The organism is Streptomyces thermolilacinus SPC6 (assembly GCF_000478605.2).
Lineage (GTDB): Bacteria > Actinomycetota > Actinomycetes > Streptomycetales > Streptomycetaceae > Streptomyces > Streptomyces thermolilacinus.
The window spans coordinates 6295377-6317158 of record NZ_ASHX02000001.1; the positions used below are offsets into that span (position 1 = coordinate 6295377).

The 21782-nt window shown below is 75.8% G+C and carries 16 protein-coding genes; 7 read left to right on the forward strand and 9 right to left on the reverse strand.

From position 1 onward, the window contains the following. Positions 1-184 precede the first annotated feature (184 nt). From J116_RS27360 to J116_RS27390, 7 genes are all read right to left on the reverse strand, one after another. Complete coding sequence (locus J116_RS27360) at positions 185-910, reverse strand: class I SAM-dependent methyltransferase (protein WP_028964598.1); 726 nt, start codon at positions 908-910, stop codon at positions 185-187. A 157-nt stretch (positions 911-1067) separates the two neighbouring features. Beyond that, positions 1068-2960, reverse strand: a complete 1893-nt coding sequence (locus J116_RS27365) for a hypothetical protein (RefSeq protein ID WP_023590278.1) — start codon at positions 2958-2960, stop codon at positions 1068-1070. Further along, positions 2957-6778 carry a vWA domain-containing protein gene (locus J116_RS27370; RefSeq protein ID WP_235617392.1) on the reverse strand — a complete coding sequence of 1274 codons (3822 nt, stop codon included), beginning with the start codon at positions 6776-6778 and terminating at the stop codon, positions 2957-2959. The genes J116_RS27365 and J116_RS27370 overlap by 4 nt, the downstream gene beginning before the upstream one ends. A gap of 146 nt (positions 6779-6924) precedes the next feature. Further along, positions 6925-8094, reverse strand: a complete 1170-nt coding sequence (locus J116_RS27375; protein ID WP_023590280.1) for an ATP-binding protein — start codon at positions 8092-8094, stop codon at positions 6925-6927. Continuing rightward, positions 8091-13226, reverse strand: coding sequence for a hypothetical protein (locus J116_RS27380; RefSeq protein ID WP_023590281.1), 5136 nt, complete (start codon positions 13224-13226; stop codon positions 8091-8093). The genes J116_RS27375 and J116_RS27380 overlap by 4 nt, the downstream gene beginning before the upstream one ends. After that, positions 13223-14074, reverse strand: coding sequence for a DUF4132 domain-containing protein (locus J116_RS27385; RefSeq protein ID WP_023590282.1), 852 nt, complete (start codon positions 14072-14074; stop codon positions 13223-13225). The genes J116_RS27380 and J116_RS27385 overlap by 4 nt, the downstream gene beginning before the upstream one ends. Positions 14075-14212: 138 nt before the next feature. Further along, positions 14213-14686 (reverse strand): Imm63 family immunity protein, encoded by a 474-nt coding sequence (locus tag J116_RS27390; RefSeq protein ID WP_139140514.1) that lies wholly within the window; start codon positions 14684-14686, stop codon positions 14213-14215. An 80-nt stretch (positions 14687-14766) separates the two neighbouring features. On the opposite strand from J116_RS27390, the gene J116_RS27395 reads away from it, so the two are divergent. Then, positions 14767-15447, forward strand: a complete 681-nt coding sequence (locus J116_RS27395) for an acetoacetate decarboxylase family protein (protein ID WP_023590284.1) — start codon at positions 14767-14769, stop codon at positions 15445-15447. A gap of 173 nt (positions 15448-15620) precedes the next feature. Beyond that, the gene (locus J116_RS27400; protein WP_023590285.1) at positions 15621-16823 is read left to right on the forward strand and encodes an FAD-dependent monooxygenase; all 1203 of its coding nucleotides are present in this window, start codon (positions 15621-15623) and stop codon (positions 16821-16823) included. Positions 16824-16867: 44 nt separating this feature from the next. On the opposite strand, the gene J116_RS27405 is transcribed toward J116_RS27400, so the two are convergent. Continuing rightward, complete coding sequence (locus J116_RS27405) at positions 16868-17635, reverse strand: hypothetical protein (RefSeq protein WP_028964600.1); 768 nt, start codon at positions 17633-17635, stop codon at positions 16868-16870. Between the two features lie 186 nt (positions 17636-17821). Between J116_RS27405 and J116_RS27410 the strand changes: the two genes are divergently transcribed. Both J116_RS27410 and J116_RS27415 read left to right on the forward strand, forming a co-directional pair. Continuing rightward, on the forward strand, positions 17822-18349 hold the full coding sequence (locus J116_RS27410) for a hypothetical protein (RefSeq protein WP_023590287.1): 528 nt from the start codon (positions 17822-17824) through the stop codon (positions 18347-18349). A gap of 67 nt (positions 18350-18416) precedes the next feature. Beyond that, positions 18417-18821 (forward strand): hypothetical protein, encoded by a 405-nt coding sequence (locus J116_RS27415; RefSeq protein ID WP_023590288.1) that lies wholly within the window; start codon positions 18417-18419, stop codon positions 18819-18821. A 4-nt stretch (positions 18822-18825) separates the two neighbouring features. On the opposite strand, the gene J116_RS27420 is transcribed toward J116_RS27415, so the two are convergent. Next, positions 18826-19326 carry a hypothetical protein gene (locus J116_RS27420; protein WP_023590289.1) on the reverse strand — a complete coding sequence of 167 codons (501 nt, stop codon included), beginning with the start codon at positions 19324-19326 and terminating at the stop codon, positions 18826-18828. A gap of 81 nt (positions 19327-19407) precedes the next feature. On the opposite strand from J116_RS27420, the gene J116_RS27425 reads away from it, so the two are divergent. The 3 genes from J116_RS27425 to ppk2 all read left to right on the forward strand — a co-directional run bounded on the left by J116_RS27425 (position 19408) and on the right by ppk2 (position 21651). Then, complete coding sequence (locus J116_RS27425) at positions 19408-20055, forward strand: TetR/AcrR family transcriptional regulator (protein WP_023590290.1); 648 nt, start codon at positions 19408-19410, stop codon at positions 20053-20055. A 174-nt stretch (positions 20056-20229) separates the two neighbouring features. Continuing rightward, positions 20230-20400, forward strand: a complete 171-nt coding sequence (locus J116_RS30220) for a hypothetical protein (protein WP_023590291.1) — start codon at positions 20230-20232, stop codon at positions 20398-20400. Positions 20401-20574: 174 nt separating this feature from the next. Then, entirely contained in the window at positions 20575-21651 is a 1077-nt protein-coding gene (gene ppk2, locus J116_RS27430; RefSeq protein WP_023590292.1) for a polyphosphate kinase 2, read from the forward strand. The last annotated feature ends 131 nt before the right edge of the window (positions 21652-21782 follow it).

Below are 21782 nucleotides of genomic sequence, written 5' to 3' on the forward strand. Positions count from 1 at the left end.
ACATCCGGCCCCGCCCCGCCGGGAAACGTAGCCACCCTTGCGGTCAACGGCTGTCCTGGACCGACGGTCCAGGGCTGATCGGTCCGGGGCTGACGGGTCCTGGACCGACGGGTCCGGGGCTGATCGGTCCGGGGCCGACGGGTCGGGGGGCTGACGGCGTGCCGGGGCGTATCGGTCAGGAGTGTCAGGGGCGCCGGGCGACGAACACGAACTCGCGGCCCGGCCGGTCCGGCGCGTCACGGATCTCCTCCACCACGAACCCCTCCGTCACCAGGTCCGCCTCCACCTCCGCCCGCTCCCGGAACCGCAGCGTCGAATCCGACGTCAGTACGTCCCCGTCCACCCCCAGCACGCACGTCGCCCGGAACGTCACCAGCGGCAGGTCCACGGCGAGCACGTCCAGCCAGCTCTCCACCGGCCCCACACCCGGCACGTCCGTCACGCCGTACGTGGCCTCCCGGTTCCAGCCCTCCCAGGCGCGCCGCGCCGGGTCACGCGTCTCGAACACCAGCCGCCCGCCCGGCCGCAGCGCCGCGTACGCCCCGCGCAGAGTCCCGCGCCAGTCCGACGGATCGGCGATGGCCTGGGCGACGTTCGCCGTCATCGTCGCCAGGTCGACCCGGAGGGGCGGGAGCGCGGTCGCGTCACCGTGGACCCAGCGCACCCGCTCGCTGCCCGCCTTGCCCCGCGCCACATCGAGGGACGCCCCGGCCGGATCGACCCCCACCACGTCGATGCCCCGGTCGGCCAGCATCAGCGCGAACACGCCGGTACCGCACCCGATGTCCAGCACCCGCCGCGCCCCGAACTCCTCGGCGATGCCGACGTACACCTCCAGATCGCTCCGGTCCGGGTCGAGCGGGTCGTACAGCGCGGCGAGCCGCGGGTTCTCGAACGCCTCGTCAGCCATGACCGCGAACGTATGCCGCCCGCCCCGGAAGGCCAAGCCGATTTCCCGTGCTGCGCCACGGCCCCGAAGTCCCCTCCGGGGCGGTGACTTCGCGACCGGGACGCCGTGTGCCCGTACGGCGGGGTGCGCGCGGAGCGGCCACCCGGCCGGCACGGACCTACGACGCCGAGGCGTCCGGCACGGCAGGCCCGGCACCCCAGGCGGCCGCGCACAGCGCCCGGTCCACCTCGTCCGTGTAGGCGGCCGCCGCGAGCCACGCCCGCGCGAACACCCGCGGGTCGGCGGCCCGCAGCCTTCCGAACGGGTCAAGGGGTCGGCCCGCCGCGGTCGTGTGGAGGTGGTCGAGGAGCTCCGCCGCCGTACCGAGCCCGTGGGCGCGCAGCCGCCGAGTGTCCGCCCGCGTGTCATGGGGGAGGGCCAGCACCCGCCGCCCGGCCGACACCGCCTGGTGGACGCGCCGCCTCAGCACATGCACCGGCGCCTGGTCACCGAACGGAGCGTCAGCCACCTCCGCACCGCCACCCGTGACGTCGGCCGGGAGGTCCGCCCGCTGGAGCCGGTCGAAGCCCAGGTCGACGCGCGCCTCCGCGTCCGAGGGGTGGCTCACCGCCAGCAGGCGGGCACGCGGGTGCGGCGCCGGGTCGAGCCGCGCCACGGCCCGCAGCCGTATGCCGGGCACCGAGGCGAGAAGCCGCAGGTTGTCCCGGTACGGCAGCGCCGGGTCGTCGTGCGCGGCCGTCAACCGGACGGTCAGCCCGCCACAGTCGGCGACCAGGCACACACCGGCCGCCTCGCGGACCGCGCCCAGCACCGTCACGTCCAGGAACAGCAGCCCGTTCCCCGCGTCCCCGGCGTCCAGCGCGCGCGCCGCCTGCCCGGCGACCGGCACCGCCCACAGCCGGTCGAGCGGCTCGGCGTCCCACCCCGCGCCCGATGCCCGTACCGCGCGGACACCCGCCCCGGCACCGAGCCTGCCGTCCTCGGAGACGGTGGCACCCGACACGGCGAGGCCCGCCCGTGACAGCTCCCGGTGCGTCAGGGCCGTGTCACCCACGCGCACGGCGCGGTCGGCGGCCCCGGTGGCCCGCCCGGGGCCGCCCGGCGCCACGTCCGACACGCTGAACAGGCGGCCGCGCGTGTCGGCGGTCCAGGTGACGGCCCCCGCGTAGCCGCTCGCCGTGAGGACCGGCTCCGAGAAAAGCCCGTACAGGCGCAGCGAACCATCCGGTGTGTAGAGCCGCCGGGCCGTGCCCCGCAGCTCCGTCAGCTCGGCGCCCGCGGCGAGCGGGACGCGGTGCGCGACCCGCAGCAACTCCCGCAGTTGGTCCGCCAGTTCGGACAGCCGGTACGCGGGGTCGGCCGACCGGGCGGCGCGCAGCCGGGTCACGACCGAGACGGCGGCCGCGGCGGCACGGGGCAGACCCGCGAGCCGCGCCGTGTGCGCCGCCCGCAGAAGCTCCGCCTGCACCACCGCGCCCGCCCCGTCCGTACCGGCCTCCAGCACCGCCGACGCCGCCCGCAGCACCGCGTCGGCTGCGGCGCCCTGCTCGGGCGTGGCCCCTTCGGCACCGGCGGGAGCGTCCCCAGAAGCACCCCCGCCGACCACGGGAGCGGCGCCGGCCGCCGTGCTCCCGCCGCCCGCCACGCCCGGTGAGTCCACACCGTCCCCGGCACCCGCACTATCACCGGCATCGGCACCGTCCCCGGCATCGGCCCTGTCACTGGCACCCGCGTCAGCGTCTGTGTCTGTGTCTGCGCCTGCTTCGGCGACCGGGGCGGCCGACGCCGCGGCGGCCCGGTGCAGGCACGCGGGGGAGAGGAGGCAGCCGCAGCGGATGCCGTCCGCCGTGCTCACCACACCGCCCGCCGCGTGCAGTTCCAGCTCCGTGTCGTCGTCGACGGCGATCCGTACGACGTCGCCGTCCGCGACGACCGGACGTGCCGCCAGCTTGGCGACCCCCGCGTCGAGCCGCTTGAGCAGCCTCGGCGGGAGCGCGCCGACGAGTTCGGCCGTCACCGACGGCGCGACCGGAGGAAGCAGCTGGCTCATGAGATCTTCTCCCCTACCCAGTGGGCGAGTTCGAGCGGGCTGAGGGCGGCGACCGGCATGCCCGCGGCGACGACCTGCGCCGCGACACCGGTCGAGTAGCGCGGCCGCCCGGAGTCGTCCAGGCTCGCGCAGCCCAGAACGTGGCAGCCGGCGCCCACCAGCGCGCGGACCTCGGCGAGGAGTCCGCCCAGCGGATAGCCCTCCTCGAAGTCGCTGACGACCACGACGAGCGTGCGGGACGGCACGGTGACCAGTTCCCGCGCGTGCCGCAGACCGGCCGCGATGTGCGTACCGCCGCCCACCCGCACCTCCAGGAGGAGCGACAGCGGGTCGTGGACGTGGTCGGTGAGGTCGAGGACCTCCGTCGAGAACGCCAGGAAGTGCGTGGACAGCGTCGGCACGCCCGCCAGGACGGACGCGGTCAGCGCCGTCCAGATGGTCGAGGCCTCCATGGAGCCCGACACGTCCGTGACGAGGACCAGCCGCCAGTCGGCGCTGCGCCGTCCCCGCGTACGGAAGACGGGCCGCTCCGGTATGACCCGGACCGTGCCGTCGGGGCCCGGCGAGGCGGTCGCCAGGTTGGCCCGCAGCGTACGCGCGAGGTCGAGGCCGCCGCCCGGCCGCCGCGAGGGGCGCGGCAGCGTCGTCCCGTGCAGCGCGGGCCGCATCCGGGTCGCCAACTGCCGCGTCAGCGCCTCGACCAGCCGCCGCACGAGCGGACGCAGCGCGGCGAGCCGGGCCTCGGGCAGCCCGCCCGCGTGCTGGAGCACGGTCCGCAGCAAGTCCACCGAGGGCCGCACACTGTCCGGGTCCAGCTCGGCGACCACGTCCTTGCGGCCCGCCGCGGCTGCCGCGGCCAGCACCTCTTCGCGTACGCCGGGGCCGAACAGCGCCGCCAGCTCCTGCGACCACTCCCGCGCCCCTGGGTACGGGGCCTCCCGGCCCCCGCCCGCTCGGCCGCCGTCCCCGGGCAGGCCGCTCCTGCTGCCCTCGCCGCGCCCGGCGCCGTACAACTCGTCCAGGGCCGTCGCCAGAGCGGCGGCCGAACGGGGCAACTGGTCGGTGCGACGCCCCAGCACCAGCCGCCACCGGTCCCCGGGCGAGAGCCTCAGCTCCCCGCGCCCGCCCACCGCGGCGAGACTGCGGGAGCCAGGGCCTTCCACGGCGGCAGTCGCCGCAAGGCCACCCCGCGCGGCACCGTCGGTGCCCCGCGCGGCACCGACACCGGCCCGCACAGCATCCCGCGCGTCACCCGCAACCGGCTCCGATGCCGGAGCGTCCGGTGCCGGAGCAGGGGCATGGGCATCGCCCTCACCCACCGCTTCCGGCAGCAGTCCCATCCCGGCCAGCGCGGTCCTGGCGGCCAGGTCCGCCCGGGTCCAGACGGCGAGGGCGGCCGGGTCCGCCTGCCCCGTGTCACCGACAGGGCCCGTACCGAGGCGTTCCTCGACCGCCGTCAGCAGGCGGTCCCGCGCGGCCGGGCTGAGCGTGTCGAAGCCGCCCCGCAGCGCGGGGAGCCGCTCCAGGAACGCCCCGTCCGGCATGTCCGACACCCGGCCGAGCAGCGGCTCCAGCGCCGGGGCCGCCGTCTCCAGCAGTGGCCCGGCCGCCGTCAGCAGCCCCGCCAGCCGCGCGGTCAGCGCCACCCGCGACGCCGCGTCGCCGGCCGCGTCCACCCAGGAGGCGGCGCGCCCGCCCAGATCCTCGGGAGCCTCGTGGCCCAGCAGGACGCGGACCGCTCCGGCGGCGCCCCGCATCAGCGGCGACCCCTCGGCGGCCAGGCGTGCGAGCGCCGCGGTGAGCCGCACCCCGCCCACCAGGTCCGCCCGGTGGGCCAGTTCGACGAGGGCGCGCGCGTCGGCGGCGTCCTCCGAACCGGTCAGGCCGTCCACCTGCCGCACCGCTGCCGCAGTGAGAGCCTCGACCACGGCCTCGGCCCGCCGCGTACGGCCCTCGTCGGCGCCGAGCCCGGGGATGTGACCAGCACACACCCGGTCCACCAGGGCGAGCCCCGCGAGCAGTTCCGGCAGCGTACCGATCGACGGCAGCAGCTCGCCGACCTCGTCCAGCCGCGCGTCGGCGAGAGCCGTCAGACCGCACTCGGCGGCCTGTTCCAACCCCCGCAGCGCCTGGGCCGCCGTGGGCCCGCCCTCGTCCCCCTCGGCGCGACGGCGCTCCCGCAGGACCCCCTCGGCCGCCTGGGCGGCGGTGACCCCGCGTACTCCGGCCGCCGTCAGCATGGCCGCGGTCGCGGGCGTCCACCGCACCTCCCACCGCGAGGTCACGGCGTCGGCGCCACCCGCACTGACGACCTCCTTCGGCTCGGCGTACGGCACCCCGCACACCGCCAGCCGACGCAGCAGCAGCTCACGCCGCCGGTCGAGGTCCGAGCGCAACGGGTCGAGCCGGAGATCCCGCGCCGCACCGCCACCGGCACCACCTGCTCCACCGGCATCCCGCCCGGCACCGCCCGTCACACCAACACCGTCAGTCCCACCGGAACCACCACTCGCGGCCGGCCCCGGAAGGCCCAGCTCGGCCAGCTCCGTCTCGACGGCGGGCGCGAGACCGCTGCGCGGCGTGCCCGGCGCGGGACTCCCGCCTCGGGAGCCGACCAGTACCCGCTCCATCGCCCGGGCGACGGCCCGCCCTCTGCCGTACGGCTCGCCCTGCGCCAGGACGGTCTGCACCGCCTCCACCAGTTCGCCGCGCCCCGCCGCCGGCAGACCCCGCAGCCGCGCGAGGTCCCCGGCCAGCCTGCTGATCTCCCGTGCGTCGGCGGGACCCGACGGGTGGCCGAGCGCCCGCAGCTCCGCGCAGATCCGCACCGCCGTCCGCGTCAGCGCGTCCTCCAGCGCGGCCGGGTCCCCGGCGGCCTCCAGGACGAGGTGCTGCCACTCCGGGTCGCGGATGCCCGCCGGGTAACCGGACCGCTCGTCCAGCAGCGCGTACGCGTACGGAATGAGCGACGTGGTCCACCCACGTCCCTGCGCCTTCACCCCGCCCGTACCCGCACCGCCGTGGGCCCCGGCACCTGCCTCACCGGGAGCGGACACCAAGCCCGACTCGGCTGCGTCCCCCGGCCCGGCCCCCGGTACGAGCGCCGGGGCGTGGAACGCCCCGACCACCACGGCCGCCCGCTCACCGTTCGCCGTCGCCCCGGCCAGCACCGAGCGCATCCACCGCTCCCGCCGCAGGTCGAGCTCGGGCACCCCGCCCGCGGCGACCGCGTCCCCGCGCAGCGCCCACCCGGTGAGGAGGGCCGCCCGGCGCAGCGCCTCCGGGGCCGAACCGGGCGCGGTCGCCTCGACCAGCCGGTCCCACAGGTCGTCACCCGGACGCCCGGTGAGACGGGCGCGCAGCGCGTCATGGAGCCCGGGCCCCGGCACCCCCGACAGCCCCGGCCGCACCGAGTGCCCCGACGGCCGGGGGGCCCGCTCACGCCCGCCGGTCCGCGCCCGGTCGGCGAGCGGGAGGTCGCACGCGACCACGGGCACGCCGCGCCGCGCCGCCCAGCGCAGCGCGGCCAGCTCGGGCGAGAAGTCGGCGAACGGGTAGAACGCCGGGCCCGCCCCCTCGTCGCCCGACGCGGCGGCGAGCGCGACGGGGGCCCGCGTCTCCTCGTGCGCGAGCCACGGCAGCCACTCCTGCATCTCGCCGGGCAGCTCGACCAGGACGACGTCCGGCCGTGCCGCCTCCAGGAGGGCGGGAACGGCCGCCGCCAGGGACGGCGCGTGGTGCCGGACACCGATCAGGTACGGCGCCGCCGGGTCCGTCAGAACGGCGACGGCGTCCTCCGGAGCCAGGGCCGAGGCCAAGACGGCGTCCTCCGGCGGGCCGGACGGCGTCCCGCTCTCCTCCGGCGGAAGCGAGCGCGGCACGGCATCCGCCGAAGGCGCGGCATCTCCCGAAGACGCGGACTGGGCGGTGGGCGGTGCGGGGCGGGTGCTCGGAGTCACTGCCGTCAGACCTCCAGTACGGCGCGCAGGTCCCACAGGGTGCGCCACGTGGCGGAGCCCTGCTCGGCGCGCCGCCGCACGGGCCCGTCCCAGTAGCCGAGCAGCCGGGCGGCGTCGGCCGGGTCGTCCTTCCGTACGACACCGAGGAGATGGCCGGGCAGCAGGGACAGCACGTCGCGGTCGCCGGGGAAGTACGCGGCGGCGAGCCCCAGCGCCCCGGCGACGGAGACCGCCTCGGCGGTGCTCATCACCGTGGACGGCCGCTCCACCTCCCAGCCCTCCGCCGACCGGCCCTCCCGCAGATCGCGGAACGCCGTGACGAGCGCCTCCAGCACGGCGTCGTCCACCTGGAAGGGCGCGCCCGCCCGCTCGACGGCGGCCCGCGACCGGCGGCGCACCAGCGCGGTCTCGGCCTCCAGGTCACCGATCGGGCCGACGGTCTCGAAGTTGAAGCGGCGCTTCAGCGCGGCGGACATCTCGGAGACGCCCTTGTCCCGCAGGTTCGCGGTGGCGATCAGGTTGAAGCCGGGCGCCGCGTGCTCCAGCGCGTCGTCGCCGCCCGCGAGTTCGGGGACGGCGACGCGCCGCTCGGACAGCAGCGACACGAGCGCGTCCTGCACCTCCGGCAGGCAGCGCGTGACCTCCTCGACCCGGGCCACCGCGCCGCGCGTCATGGCGGTGAGGACCGGCGACGGCACCAGGGCCTGACGACTGGGGCCCTGGGCCAGCAGCAGCGCGTAGTTCCAGCCGTACTTCAGCTGGTCCTCGGTGGTGCCCGCCGTGCCCTGCACGACCAGGCCGCTGGTGCCGCACACGGCGGCGGACAGCAGCTCGGACAGCATCGACTTGGCGGTGCCGGGCTCGCCGACGAGCAGCAGGCCGCGCTCCCCGGCGAGGGTGACGACGCACCGCTCCACCAGGGCGCGGTCCCCGACGAACTTGCCCTCCACGACGAGCCGCCGCGGCACCCCGTCGGGCACGTCGGCGTCGTCGGGCAGGCGTAGTGCCCGGCCGTCGCTGCCCATGACGAACGTGACGACGGCACGCGGAGTCAGCCGCCAGGCGGGCGGGCGCGGCCCCGTGTCGTACGCGGCGAGGAACGCCAGCTCCGTGGCGTAGCGCTCCTCGGGCGGCACGATCTGCCGGGTCGTGTCGGTGGTGAGAACGGTGGTCATCGGCGGCGGCCCTTCCGGGTGGCTCGGGTGGTCAGTTCTTCGAAGGCGGGCGCGTCACCGTCGCGTACGCGGCCCCAGGCACGGGCGAACAGCTCCGGAACCGGCAGCAGCGGCACGGCGCGGGCCCGGTCACGGACGGGGTAGAGGCCCTCCTTCCACGTCTCCAGCGGCAGCGCGGGCGACTTGAGGTCACGCCAGCCGCAGGGGAGGAACAGGGAGCGTCCCGCCCGTGACCGCTTCGCCTCCACGACCAGTCCGGTCGCGGCGAGTTCGGCGCGGGCCTTGCGCATCCGGGTGGGCTTCCACCCGGTCCACGCCGCGCATGCGCGGTCCGTCGGGTCGGGCAGGGCGAGCAGTTGGAGGTACAGGACGGCCGCGTCCTCGCCGAGCCCGTGCGCGGACGCCACCTCGGCGACCAGTTCGGGCGCGCTCACCGACGGGTCGTGCGCGTGCCCCTCGAAGCCCGCGCCCCCCGTGCCCGCGCCCCCTGTACCGGCGCCCGCGGCGACCGTCCCGGCCGGAGCCGCGCCCGCGGCGACCGTACGGGTCAGGTCGTCCCCGAGGAGGGCCCGCAGCGCTTCCACCCCCTCGCACCGCCCGGCGCCGAGGAGGCCCTCCAGCAGGCCGAGCGTCGGGTCGTCCGGGCCCGACAGGGCCGCCGGACGCAGCAGCACGGCTTCCGTGTCGCCGTACCACGGGCGCAGGACGAGCGCGTCGCCCACGGTGGTGAGGCCCTTGGCGTCGGCGCCGCCCGCCGGGGGCAGCCCGTACGCCTTGCGTATCTGCGAGGCCGTCGAGCCGCCCTTCTCCGTCCACGTCAGGTCCAGGTCGAGCAGCAGGCCCGGGTCGGCGACGCGCCGCCGCAGGGCGGCCAGGCCCCCGGGGAGCGCGGCGCGCAGCGGATGCCCGTACGGAAGCCGGTAGGCGAGCGCGGCCAGCGTGTACACGGCGCGCGGCAGTTCGTACCGGCCCGGCACGGCGGCCGGGTCGTCCGCGACCAGCTCCCCGTCCGCGCCTGCCTTCTGCGTGGTCGTGCGGCTCAGCCACGGGGTCCGGGCTGGGTTGAACAGGGCCTCCGCGATGCCGGCGGGGACATCGGGCAGGTCGGCGGCGATGTCCTCGGGCAGGCGCACCAGCGAGCCGAAGCGCGCCTCCCACGCGCGCCCCGCTGCCGCCGTGTCCGGCCCTGCCGTCCACAGGTCGGCCGGGTCCTCGGGCAGCAGCGCCCCGACGAGCGCCGACTGGTCGGCCACCCGGACCGACCGCAGCAGCGTCCGGCCGAGATCGCGCTGACGCGGCTTGATCCCCAGCACGCCGAGCGCCGCCGTGTCCGGGTCCTGCGGCAGCGCCCCGAGAAGCAGGGCGGCCTGTACGGGGCCGAGCGCCCCGCCGGTCGCGGCGGCCAGCGCGTCCGGCGCCTCGGCGCACCACGGCGCGGCGCCCTTGTCCCGTACCAGCCCGGCCACGGCGGCGAGCCGCTCGGCCGGGAAGCCGGGCGTACGCGGCTTCTCCTCCTCCAGCGTGAAGTGGGCGACCGCCCCGAACCGTCCGGCCGGGTCGTGGTCGAGGGCGAGCCACCTGGTCCCGTCACGCACGTCGGACCCCTGCGCGGCGATGACGACGACGGTGCGGCCCTCCCGCCGCAGCACCTGCCCGACGCGGTTGCGGTTGCCGTACTCCTCGCGCAGCACGATCTCCCGGACCTGGCCGACGGGTGCGGCGAGCGGGCCCTCCAGGAGCGCGTCGAACAGCAGGAGCAGCGCCTGCCGCCCGGCGCCGGGCAGTGTCGGCGAGGCGGCGCGGTACGCGAGCGGCCGCAGCACTGACAGCAGGGGCAGCCATTCCACCCCGGTGCCGGGCACGGTGTGCGCGTCGCTGACCCAGCCCCCTTCCAGGCCGGTGGCGAGCGCCGGGGCGGGCAGCGGCTTGCCCTCGGCGGGCCTGCCGGACAGCACGTGGTTGACGGCGCGGATCTGCCGCAGCGCGCTCCACTGCGTGGCGGGGCCCCACCACAGGTGGCGGGTCCTGAGGGCGATGCCACCGACGGCGGCGACCAGAGTCGCGTCGTCGCCGTGCTCCGGGCTGTAGTCCGCGAACATGTGCTCGGCGCGCTTGGTCCTCTCCCGCTCTGCGGGGGGCGTCACGAAGCGGGCGGACTCCTCGGCGTGGCGCAGCGCCACCCGCACGATGGCGGTGACGCCGGTCAGCAGCCGCTCGTCGGTGAGCTCCGGGATCGCCCCTGCCACGGCATCCCAGGCCACCTCGTCGGTGGACGGCCCCGTGTACACGGTGCCCGCCGCCTCGGACTTCGCCCGGTGCTCGGCCAGCGCCCGCGCCACCGCCTGCAGCAGCCCCGCCGCCTGCTCGTCCGTCAGCTCCCGCAGGGCCGTCGAACCGGCCTCGTCACGGGGGCGCAGGGCGTGCCAGAACGCGACGGGCGGTACGAACCGGGTACCGGCGCGGAACTCGCTCTCCCGCTGTCCCGGCGTGCACCGTCCCAGCTCTCCCGTACCGGCCGTGTCACCGGCCGCGAACAGGGCCACGACGTTGCGCAGGCGGGCGACCACCGGTTCGGCGCCGCCCGGCATCCGCAGCGCGCCGAGCGGCGTCACGTCCAGCCCGTCCAGCACCGCCGGAAGCGTCACCGTGCGGCCGTCCGGCGTGCCGGAGGTGACCGTCGCGGCACCCCCTTCGCCGTCGCGGCGGACCCAGCGCCCCAGGACCGTGCCGTCCGTCCCGAACGGGCTGTTCTCCATGCCCGGCTGCACGGGCAGCACCTCGCACGCGTCCTGGACGAGCCGCGCTCCGTCCCGGATACCGGACCGCAGGAACGCCGGGAGCGACGCACGGCCGTGCGTGCCCGACACCGGGTCGTACTCCAGCCACACGTGCTGCTGGTTCTGCCTGCCCTGCCGCCAGTACGCCGTGCCGTCGCCCAGCACCGGGCGGCTCGCGGGCAGGTCCGTGTCACCGGCGTGGAAGGCGCGCCCGCCCGTCGCCCGGCCGCCTCCCGGCAGCGGGACCGACGCCGTGAAGATGTCGCCGTGCCACCAGGACTGCCGGTCACCGCCCACGGTGAACACCTCGGACGGCCTGCCCGACCAGTAGCCGTGGAACGTGTTCTCGTGCCACCACAGCACGAGAAGTTCCCCGTCGGCGTACCGGAACTGGGGCCGCCGCCACTGGTCCGTGCCGTGCGGGATGCGCAGGTCGTGTTCGAGGAGCACCCCGTCGGGGCCGACGACGACCGCCTTGTCGCCGCGGGCGAGGATCAGAGCGGGCCACGCCTCCGTGACCGTCAGCGCGCCCTGCCCGCGCCGGCCGCTGCCCGAGGGCAGGGGGAGACGCTCCAGGGCGTCGTCGAGCGCGGGCCAGCCCAGTTCGTCCAGGACACCGGCGCGCAGGGTGCGCCCGAGGAGCGGCGCGGCCTTGTGCGCGGCGACCACGGCCAGGGCGTCCGGGCTGACTCGCTCCACCACTGCACGGAACGGGCGCAGAGCGCGCAGGGCGGCCCGGGCCCCGGGCAGGCCCCGGGCGTTCGCGACCGCGGCGGCCGCGTCGTCCAGCCACTCCCGCAGCACATCGCCGAGCACCGGGTGTCCGGCCACCTCGTCCAGCAGCTCGTTCGAGGCCCGCTGCTCACCGAGGGCGCCGACGGCCCGGTACAGCAGGGGCCGGAAGCGCGGGTCCGCGCCGAGGGCGGCGAGGTCGCGGCGCCCCGGCTGGCGGTCGCGCAGCCAGCGGTGGACACCGAGCTGGGCGTCGTCGGCCGGATCGGCGAGCGGCACACCTTCCGCCAGGCACAGGTCCAGCAGGTCGACGTCGGCACCCGAGCGGCGCCGCCCGGCGAACAGGTCCACGGGCCGCCCGTCGGCGCGCAGCCGCGGCGCCATCCGCGCCACCAGGGCGAGCGTCGCGGCGGAACGGTCCGGCGCCCCGCCGCCGGACCCGCGGTACGACGCCCACCGGCCGAGCCACTCCGCCGCGGTGACACCCGTACCCGCAGGCGCGTCCACACCCGTAGCAGCGTCAGGGCCGGCGCCCGCGCCCGCAGCCCCAGCCGCACCCGCTTCCGCGTCCGGACCGGGAGCCGAAGCCGCCTGCGCCTTGGCGCCGTCGGCGGACTCACCCGTCAGGAGCCGGTCGGCGCCGCACTCCGTCAGCAGGTCGAGCCACCACTCCTGGTCGGTGTGGGTGCGGCCCAGCTCGGTCGGCATGATCTCCAGCAGCCGCGCCCGCACCTCCGGCCGCCGCCGCGCGAGGCCGGCCAGGACCGGCCGGTACGCCGTCCAGAACGACTGGGGCGCCCGTACGACGGCAGGCGACGCGATCAGGTTGGCGACGAGCGCGCCCTCCTCCGCCGCCCGGTCGAGCCCGGCGGCCCTGACCAGGCTCCGGGCGTCCTGCGGCAGCGACGCGTACGGCGGCATTCCCGCCGCGCAGCGCTCCACGGCCAGCTGCCGGAACTGCGCCCACGCCGCGGCCGGGTCGAGCCGCCGCGCGAGGTCCTTGACGTATTCCTTGAGGGCCTTGACGGTGAGCGCACCGGCGAAGGCGAACTCCAGGAACACGGCCCGCTGCCGCTCCTCGTCGATGGCGAGCCCGTGCACCCGCTCGGCCTCGCGTGCCTTGCCGAAGAACGCCGACGCGTACGTGGTGTTCTCGTGCTGGAGGAAGACGCGCGCCGCCTGCTCGTAGAACGTCGGCAGGAAGTGCGGGACGGCACGGCCGAGGCGTTCGCCGAGCGTCTCGAAGCCCTGCTTGGCGGCGCCCGCGCGGGACTTGGCCTGCCGCGCGAGCCGCTCGACGTCCTTGACGAGGGCGAGCGCGTGGTGGCCGTTCGCCGGGTCGTTCACCAGCGCCCACGCGGGGAAGCCCAGGGTCTCCCGCCGCACCTGCCCGACCTCGGGCGCGTCGTCCTCCCGTACCAGCCCGAGGAAGTCCAGGGCGAGGTCCTCCGCCTCCCCGAGCGTTCCCGGCACGAGGCGGACGATCCGGCGGCCGTCCAGCGCGGGGTGGGCGTACGTCCGGACGGTGAGGGTGTCCGCGTCGTCCCGGCCCGTCGTCCCCGGGGGCAGGACCGCGCCCGCGTCGAGCAGGGCGGCCGAAGTGGTCTGTCCGTGTGCGCTCATGCCGCGCGCTCCTCTTCCTCGATGTCCCGTCCCGCGTACAGCGCGGCCGCCATGCGCATGCCCTCCGACCAGGCCACCGGCCCGACCCGGCCGAGGCTCAGCGTCCCGCCGGACGCGTCGGACCAGGTCAGCGGGCCGGTCTCGGTGTCCAGGTAGCCGTCGTAGTCGCCCACCCAGACGCGGGCCTCCACCAGCCGCCCGTCCTCCAGCACCGGGCACACGGCGTACCCGCCCCGCACCCGGTACCCCAACTGGGCGGCCCGGCCGTGCAGGAACCGCTGCTGCTTGAAGGCGCCGCCCGCGAAGTCGTCCACGCTCGACGCGCCCGCGTCACGCCCGGACCGGGTCCACACCTCGCGGAACAGCTGCTGGGCGCGCTGCTCCACACCGAGCTCGACCGCGAACTCCCGCAGATCCTCCAGGTCTTCGAGCAGTACGGGATGGGGGACACGGACCAGGCCGGGGCTGATGCGCACGGTGTCACCGTCCAGGTCCACGAGCCCCAGGCCCCGCCCGGGCTCCGCGTCCCGCAGGAAACCGGCGACCTCCCCGTCCGCCCCGGTCACCACGAGGTCCCGCAGGACGGCCCGCCACGCCTCGTCCGCCCACACCCGCTCGATCACCGCGAGCGGCACCGGCAACGACCGCACCATCCACCGCTCGACGGTGTCCAGGCACTCCCGCTCGTGCCGCTCCAGCCACTCCACGAGCTGCCGCAGCCCGACGACCGCCGGATCGTCGGCGATCTTGCCGGGAACCGACTTCAGCCGCCGCCCGGCCGCGTTGCGGCACACGACCTTCCCACCGTCGAGAGCGACTTCGTAGCCGCCCGCAGCCACCCACCCCATGCGCGCCTCCCAGCACCGCGATGATCACGTGGTGGGAACGTTAGACGAGGCCACTGACAACGCCGCTCCCGCGGCCGCCCGCCCTGTGGAAAACTCCCGAAAGAGCAGGTGGGGGAGGGATTCTGTAGGCCGGGACGGCTACTGCGGCGGCGGGGGCAGCGCGGGGACGAGGCGGATGTGCTCGGGGTCGCGGAGCGACGCGACGAGTTCGTCCCGGCGGCGCCGCGCCCACCCGGGGCGCAGGCCGTGCAGCATCGAGAACTGCCGCCGCCACAGCGTCACCCGGAACGGCTCGCCCTCCCGGGGGTGTTGCCGCGCCCAGACCCCCGCGGCCTCGAACGTGGCGTCCCTGAACGCCCAGTAGAGCAGCTCCTCCGGATCACGCGTACGGAGGTCGAGGACCTTCTCGCCCCGCTCGTACGCCAGGTAGCGCAGCTCCCCGTCCACGGCGACCTCGATGAACGGATACGCGCCGTCGCGGTCCACGAACCCCGGCAGCCGCTCGCCCGCGAGCCCCGCCAGCGGCCCCAGCTCCGCGAGCCGCGCCTCCAGGTACCGCCGCAACCGGGACCGCTCCTCCTCCGGCATGCCGACCGCCTCCCCGCGTCTCACCCGTTCTCGTCCCGGTGACGCTAACAGGGTGACGCCGACGAAGGGGTGGGATCCGCTCCCCGGAGGGAACCCGCCAGTCCATGACCGCCACCTGTCCGCCGCCTCCGTGGCATCTGCGCGGAACCCTGCACGCCGCCCTGTGGTGGGTGCGCGCGGACCGCCTCCCGTCCTGGACCCTGCCGCCCGGTGTGCGCCCGCTGCGCCTCGGGCGCCGCCGCGCCGTCGTCACGTTCTGGGTGGACTACCGGCCCGGCGGCACCCTGGCCTACCGCGAACTGCTCGTCGCCCTCGCCGTACGCGGCGGGCGGTCCGTCGGGGCCTGCGCGGTCGAGGCGTGGGTGGACGACCCGCGCTCCCTCGCGGGGGGCCGGGCCCTGTGGGGCATTCCCAAGCACCCCGCGACGTTCGTCTTCGACCGACCGGCTCCCGCGTTGCTGACCACGACCGTCCGTACGCCCCAGCCCGCCCCGGCGCACCCCCGCCCCGCCTGGCCGGTGACCGCGCTGCACCGCCCGTTCGTGCGCCTCCCCGGCCGCCCCCGCGTGCGGGCCCGCCTGTTCCAGCCCGCGCTGGCCGAGCGGCCGTACCCCTGCGAAGTGCCGCTGAGCCTCACCGGCACGGCCTGGCTCACCCGCACCCGCCTCCGCACCGCCCCCGGCGCGCCACTCGACTACCTGACGGGACTGCGCCCCCTGGCCGCCTGCTCGCTGCGGGGCTTCCGCTTCACCATCGCCCCGGCAGAGCCCTCGCGTACGGCGTGAGCGGACGCGAGCCCGGGAACACACCGCCCGGCCGGAGGCCACGCGGTGGACGCGAACCGGCGGTCCGTCCACCGTCATTGCCGGACCGCCGTGTCCTGCCGCTCCCCAGCACGGGAAAGTGCTATTTTTCGCGACAAAATGGACGCGCTGTGGCGGGTAGGGAGAGTACGCACGTGAAGGTCGTCTGTGTCGGCGGCGGGCCCGCGGGGCTCTACCTGTCCATCCTCCTCAAGCGGCAGGACCCGCGCCACGACATCACCGTCCACGAACGCGACCCGGCCGGTTCCACCTACGGCTGGGGCGTCACCTACTGGGGCGGACTGCTGGAGAGACTCCACACCTACGACCCCCCGTCCGCCCACGCCATCGGGGCGGCCTCCGTCAGCTGGAGCGGCGGCACGGCGCACATCCACGGCACGACGACGACCAGGCCGGGCGACCAGGGCTTCGGCATCGGCCGCCACCGGCTGCTCGACATCCTCGGCCGCCGGGCCGACGAGCTGGGCGTACGCCTCGCCCACGGCCGGGGCGTCGACCACGCGACGCTCCCCGACGCGGACCTGGTCGTGGCGGGCGACGGCGTCCACAGCACCCTCCGCGACCACCACGCCCACCACTTCGGCACCAAGGCCACAACCGGCCGCAACAAGTACGTCTGGCTCGGCACGACCAAGGCGTTCGAGACCTTCACCTTCGCCTTCACCGACACTCCGCACGGCTGGATCTGGTGCTACGCCTACCCGTACGCCCAGGACCGCAGCACCTGCGTCGTCGAGTGCTCCCCCCGCACCTGGCAGGCCCTCGGCCTCGACCGCATGGACCACACCGAGTGCCTCGGCACCCTCCAGGGCCTCTTCGCGAAGCCGCTCGACGGCCACGAACTGATCGGCAGGCCTCGGCAGGACGGCCGCGCCCCGTGGCAGTCGTTCCGCACCCTCACCAACGAACGCTGGTCCCACGACAACCTCGTCCTCGTCGGCGACGCCGCCCACACCACCCACTACTCCATCGGCGCCGGCACCACCCTCGCCCTGGAGGACGCCATGGCGCTCGCGGACTCGCTGCGCGCCACCCCCACCCCGCGCCACGCCCTTCGCCGGTACGAACGCGAACGCACCGCCGCCCTGCTGCCCCTCCAGAGCGCCGCCCGCTACAGCGCGCAGTGGTACGAGAGCCTGCCCCGCTACGCCCGTCTGGAGCCGCGCCAGATGTTCGCCCTGCTCGGCCAGCGGCACTCCCCGCTCCTGCCACACGTACCGCCGCAGTTGTACTACCGGCTCGATCAGGCCGCTCACCAGCTTGAGCCGCTGCGCAGGCTCAAGCGCTGGCTCGGCCCGAGGGTCGCCCGCACCCTGGAGGCCACCCGCTCCCGCTGACCCCGGCCGCCGTCACCGATGGCCCGCCCTGACGGCGGGAGGGCTCACCGCAGGAGCGGAACGGCCCTCCCGGCGCGGGTGGGGGCGGCGTCGGTGCGGCGGGTCCACTCCGCGAGCGTCCCGGCGTGCGAGCCCGGCACCGTGGCGGCGGCGACCTCCCCGGCCGGTTCCGGGGCGCACGGCGCGCCACCGCGGGTCAGCAGCGCGAGCGGCCACTCGGGTGCGGCGGCAGCGGTGCCGCCGTCGAAGGCGTACCAGTCCCAGGGGCCGTCGAACCGCCAGGCCCGGCCCGCCGCGTCGGCCACCTCGTCGCCCGGCTCCAGGAACGCGTACGGCCGGAACAGCAGCTCGAAGGTGAACGGAATGCCGTCGCCCGGGTGGAGTTCGTACCCCGTGCCGTTGAGGTGGCCGCCGTCGGGAAACTCGCGCACGGAGCGGCCTCGGGGGAGTACCGCGACGGCGAGGCGGGGGCGCGGCAGCCAACCCGTCTCCAGCGGCGGGTCGAAGCGGTCCACGGCGGTCACGTGCGCCACCGTCGGCGGCACACCCACACGGCACGCGTCGCCGGAAGCCAGGTGTTCCGGCGGAGGGTCGGTGCGGAACAGTTCCGGCTGCGTCCACTCGTCGGCGTCCGTCGCCACACCGATGGCCACGATCCCGTTCCAGTGGAACGACTCGCTGTCCGGGTCCCGCCCCCACCACGGCCACTCCAGCGAGACGTGATCCCGCTCCAGCCTCGTCACCCGGGTCGCGGTGAACGGGCAGGCGACCGACAGCACGTCACCGACCCGGAAGTCCATGTCATCCCCCATGGCCCCACAGTAGGGCGGGCCCAGGTCCCGTCCCGGACCGGGGCGGGATCGGGAAGGGGAGGGGACCGGGGGCGGGCGGTCCGGTACCGGCGTGAGGCCCCGGCGCGGCGCCGTACGGGGCCCGCATAGGGTCGGGTCCGTGCCCCGCGCGGCCATACCCGTCCCGTCGACCCCGGAAGGCGTCACGTGTACCGAGAACGACTCCCGAAGACCTGGACCCTCGTCTGCGTCGGCGTCTACCTCGCCCTGGTCGTGAAGCTGGGCATCGACGCCGTCCCCGAGGACACCGGCCTGTGGCTGATCGTCTCCGCCTCCTTCCTCCTGGTGCTCCTGCCCTGTGTCGCCGTACCGATCTCGAAGGCCGTCTACCACCGCATCGCCATCGACCCCGCCCGGGGCGTGCTGCGCGTCGGCCGTGAGCGGCTGGCCCTCGCCGACCTGGACCCGGCCTCCGTCCATGCCGCACTCGGCGAGCCCGAGCCCACCATGGCGGCTCGCGTCGTGACGTCCGCTCGGACGATCGACGCGCCCGTCCCGGGTCTGCGCGCGGCGGACCGGGGCGCGCCCCGCCTCGTCGGCGGCGGCTGGGGCGCCCCCATGGGCATGGCCGTCGTCGTCATCGCCACACGCGGCGGCCAGGCCCTGTCCATCGCCACCCACGACCGCCGCGCCTTCCTCACCGCCCTGGCCGCGGCCCTGCCCGCCCGGCCGTAGAGCCGCCCGCGAAAAGCCACGGCGCCGCCGCCGCGCCCTCGGATAGCGTCATCGGCGGAGGTGAGCCGTGTCCTGGCCGTCCGTGATCATTTTCGTGCCCATGGGGCGGCGCCGCCCGTTCGAGACGCGCATCCGCTCCCTGGGCGTCGTGCCGGACCCCGCGACGGGGGACGAGCGGCTTCACTGGCAGGGCTGCTCCTACCACCTGGACCTCTCGGGCGGGATACTCGCCGACTACGAGACCGACGAGCTGGACGAGGTCGCCGCCCGGATCGGCGAACCGTACGCGGTGTACGCGGCGTGCCAGTCGATGGACGCGGCCCGCGCGCTCCTCACCGAGGTGCTGCCCGGAGTGGACGGGCTCCTCGACACGAACCACCACGACGTCCTGGACACGGGCGAGTTCCTCGGCCTGCTCGCCCGGTTCCCGCACTGGGACTGGCGCCGCACGCCGAGCGCGGAACTCGGCTGAACGGCTACAGGGCCGCGTACGTGTCCCGCAGGAGGCCGGGGGCGAGGCGGCGGTGGACGGCTGCCAGCGGAGGCCAGACGGCCCGCGCGAACGGCCGGTCGTAGCGGAGGGCCGTGACCAAGGTCGCCTCGCCGTCGGTCAGATGGAGGACCAGGTTCCCCGTCAGCATCCACGACTCGGCCTCCAGCCGGACCCAGTCCTCGCCGAGCCCGCCGATCCGCCAGCCCGCGACATGGCCGGGCGACGGCCGCCGCTGGAGGCGCAGGCCCAGTAGCCCGCGCCAGATGAACTGCCCGCCCCGGCCCGCCACCTCCTCGAACGCCGTACGCGCCCACCGCTCGGGCGGCGTGTCCCGGGCCCCGGCGACCGTGAGCGTGAAGACGTCCACGTAGTCGGGGCCGGGCATGCCGCACGCCGCGCGGACCGCCTCCGGTATCCCGGCCCGCTGCCGCACCGGCAGCGCGGAACCGCCCTGGCCGCGCACCCCTCCCGTCGAGCCGCTCATGGCCCTCTCCCTTCGAGGAGGCGCCCTGGAGGCGCCGTCCCGCGCAAGCTAACATACGTGCATGCATGTATGTAGGTTGAGGTGGCCGAGGTGACGGCGGGCCGCCCGACTCAGGCCCACCGGCGGGCCCGCAGCAGGAACGCGCTGCTGGAGGCGGCGGCGCGAGGGCTGTCGCGGCACGGGTACGCCAATCTGGCTCTCGAACGCGTCGCCGCGGAGGCCGGGTACACGCGCGGAGCGCTGTACCACCAGTTCGCGGGCAAGGAGGAGCTGGCGCTCGCCGTGGTGCGGTGGGTGGGCGAGACATGGACGGCGGAGGTCGGCGACCAGGCCGACGCGGAGCCCGACCCCGTGGAGGCCCTGCTGCTGATGGCGCGCGGCCACGCCGTCTACTGCCGCCGCGACGTGGCGGGAGTCATCAGGGTGCTGGGCGTCGAGTTCGCGGGGCGGGACCATCCGGTCGGCAGGGCGGTCGCCGAGGTCGTGGACGGGCTCACCGCCGATGTCGCGCGGCGCGTCACCGCGGGCCGCCGCACCGGAGCCCTCGCGCCCGGGCCGCCGCCGCACGACACGGCCCTCGCGTTCCTCGGCGCCCTGGAGGGCCTGGTGAGCCAGCTGGCAGGCCGCGCCCCGTACGACGTGGAGCTCGCGGAGCGGGCGGTGCGAGGCGTGCTCGGCCTGCCCGTCGGCACCGGCGGGCCGCCGCGGGAGGACCTCCGCCAGGCCTGACCGATGACGGACGGGTTCGTACGGGATGCCCAAAGCCGCCCGGGCACGGAGGTGTGCGTTACCTCTCGTTCCGTGACCCGCTGTCACCGCTTCCCTCTAAGCTTCCGGGAGACATGCCATGGACAGGCCCGTCCGCGGCAGCAGCAGAAGTGTTACAGAAAGCAGAGTCAGCTTGTGTTCCAGGAGACCCCGATCTACAGCCGACTTGTCGCGGAAAGAGGTGACGTCCCGCAGGTGGTGCGCGGCGAGGCGGAACGCATACAGCGGGACCTCGGGCGGCTGATCGCCGTGGCCCCGCAGCCCCCGGCGGGCGGCCAGCACTACCGTCCCCAGGGCGCCCACTAGCCACCGTCGCCGCCGCCCGCGGGCGCGGCACGCAGGACTCCAGGGGAGGGCCAGCGCGGCCCTCCACGGCACTCACCGTTCGGCATCGCCGCCGTGGCACCGCTCGGGGGCACCGGCCCGGACACCGGCATGTTCGCTGGGCGAGTCGGCGGAGATCCGGGGAAGGTGGGGAGTGTGAACGACAGCGAGGAAGACCAGGACCGGCCGGACGGGCTGCTGGACGGGCTGACCGTCGACAGCAGCAGGCCGGAGCAGCCCATCCTGCTCGACGGGGCCGGAGAGGCCATCGAGACCTGGCGGGAGAACTACCCGTACGACGCGAAGATCCGCCGCGGCGAGTACGAGCGGCGCAAGCGCGTCCTCCAGATCGAGATGCTGAAGCTCCAGCGGTGGGTCAAGGAGACCGGGCAGCGGCTGGTCGTCATCTGCGAGGGACGCGACGCGGCGGGCAAGGGCGGCACCATCCAGCGGTTCATGGAGCGGCTCAACCCCCGCGGCGCCCGCGTCGTCGCCCTGGACAAACCCTCCGAGAAGGAATCCACCCAGTGGTATTTCCAGCGGTACGTGGCGCATCTCCCGGCCGCCGGTGAGATCGTCTTCTTCGACCGCTCCTGGTACAACCGGGCCGGTGTCGAACGCGTCATGGGCTTCTGCACGCAGGAGCAGTACGACCTCTTCCTGAGGCAGTGCCCCGTCTTCGAACGGATGCTCGTCGAGGACGGCATCCTCCTCGTAAAGTTCTGGTTCTCCGTCTCCCGCGCCGAGCAGCGGACCCGGTTCGCCATCCGCCAGGTGGACCCCGTGCGGCAGTGGAAGCTGTCGCCCGTGGACCTCGAGTCGCTGGACCGGTGGGACGACTACACGGCCGCGAAGGTCGAGATGTTCCGCGCCACCGACACCCCGCACGCCCCGTGGACGGTCGTCAAGAGCAACGACAAGCGGCGCGGCCGCCTGGAAGCCATGCGCAGCCTGCTGTGGCGCTTCCCCTACGACCGGAAGGACGAGGCGGTCCTCGGCGAACCCGACCCCCTCATCGTGGGCGCCGCCGACACCCTCCTGGAGGCGGGCGAGGAGAGCTCCAACCTTTCCCCCACCCCCCTCGCCCACCCGGCGGGCCGCCCCGGCGTCCACCCCGGCGGACCCGTGGAACCCCCCGACGGCGGACCGGCGGGCCGCGCGGACAGCCCCGCCGGACGGCGGGCCGACGACGCTGCCGGGCACCGGTCGCACCGTGACACCGCGGGCCCCTGACCGGCCGTCCGCCCGACGGTCCCGGCCCCCTTCGCTGAGGTCCGTTCAGTTCCCCGCCCGGCAGGGACCGTTCCGCGTGGACCCGCGGCCGTAACCGCTCCATCTCCCGTCTCGTTCCAGCAGCGAGACCA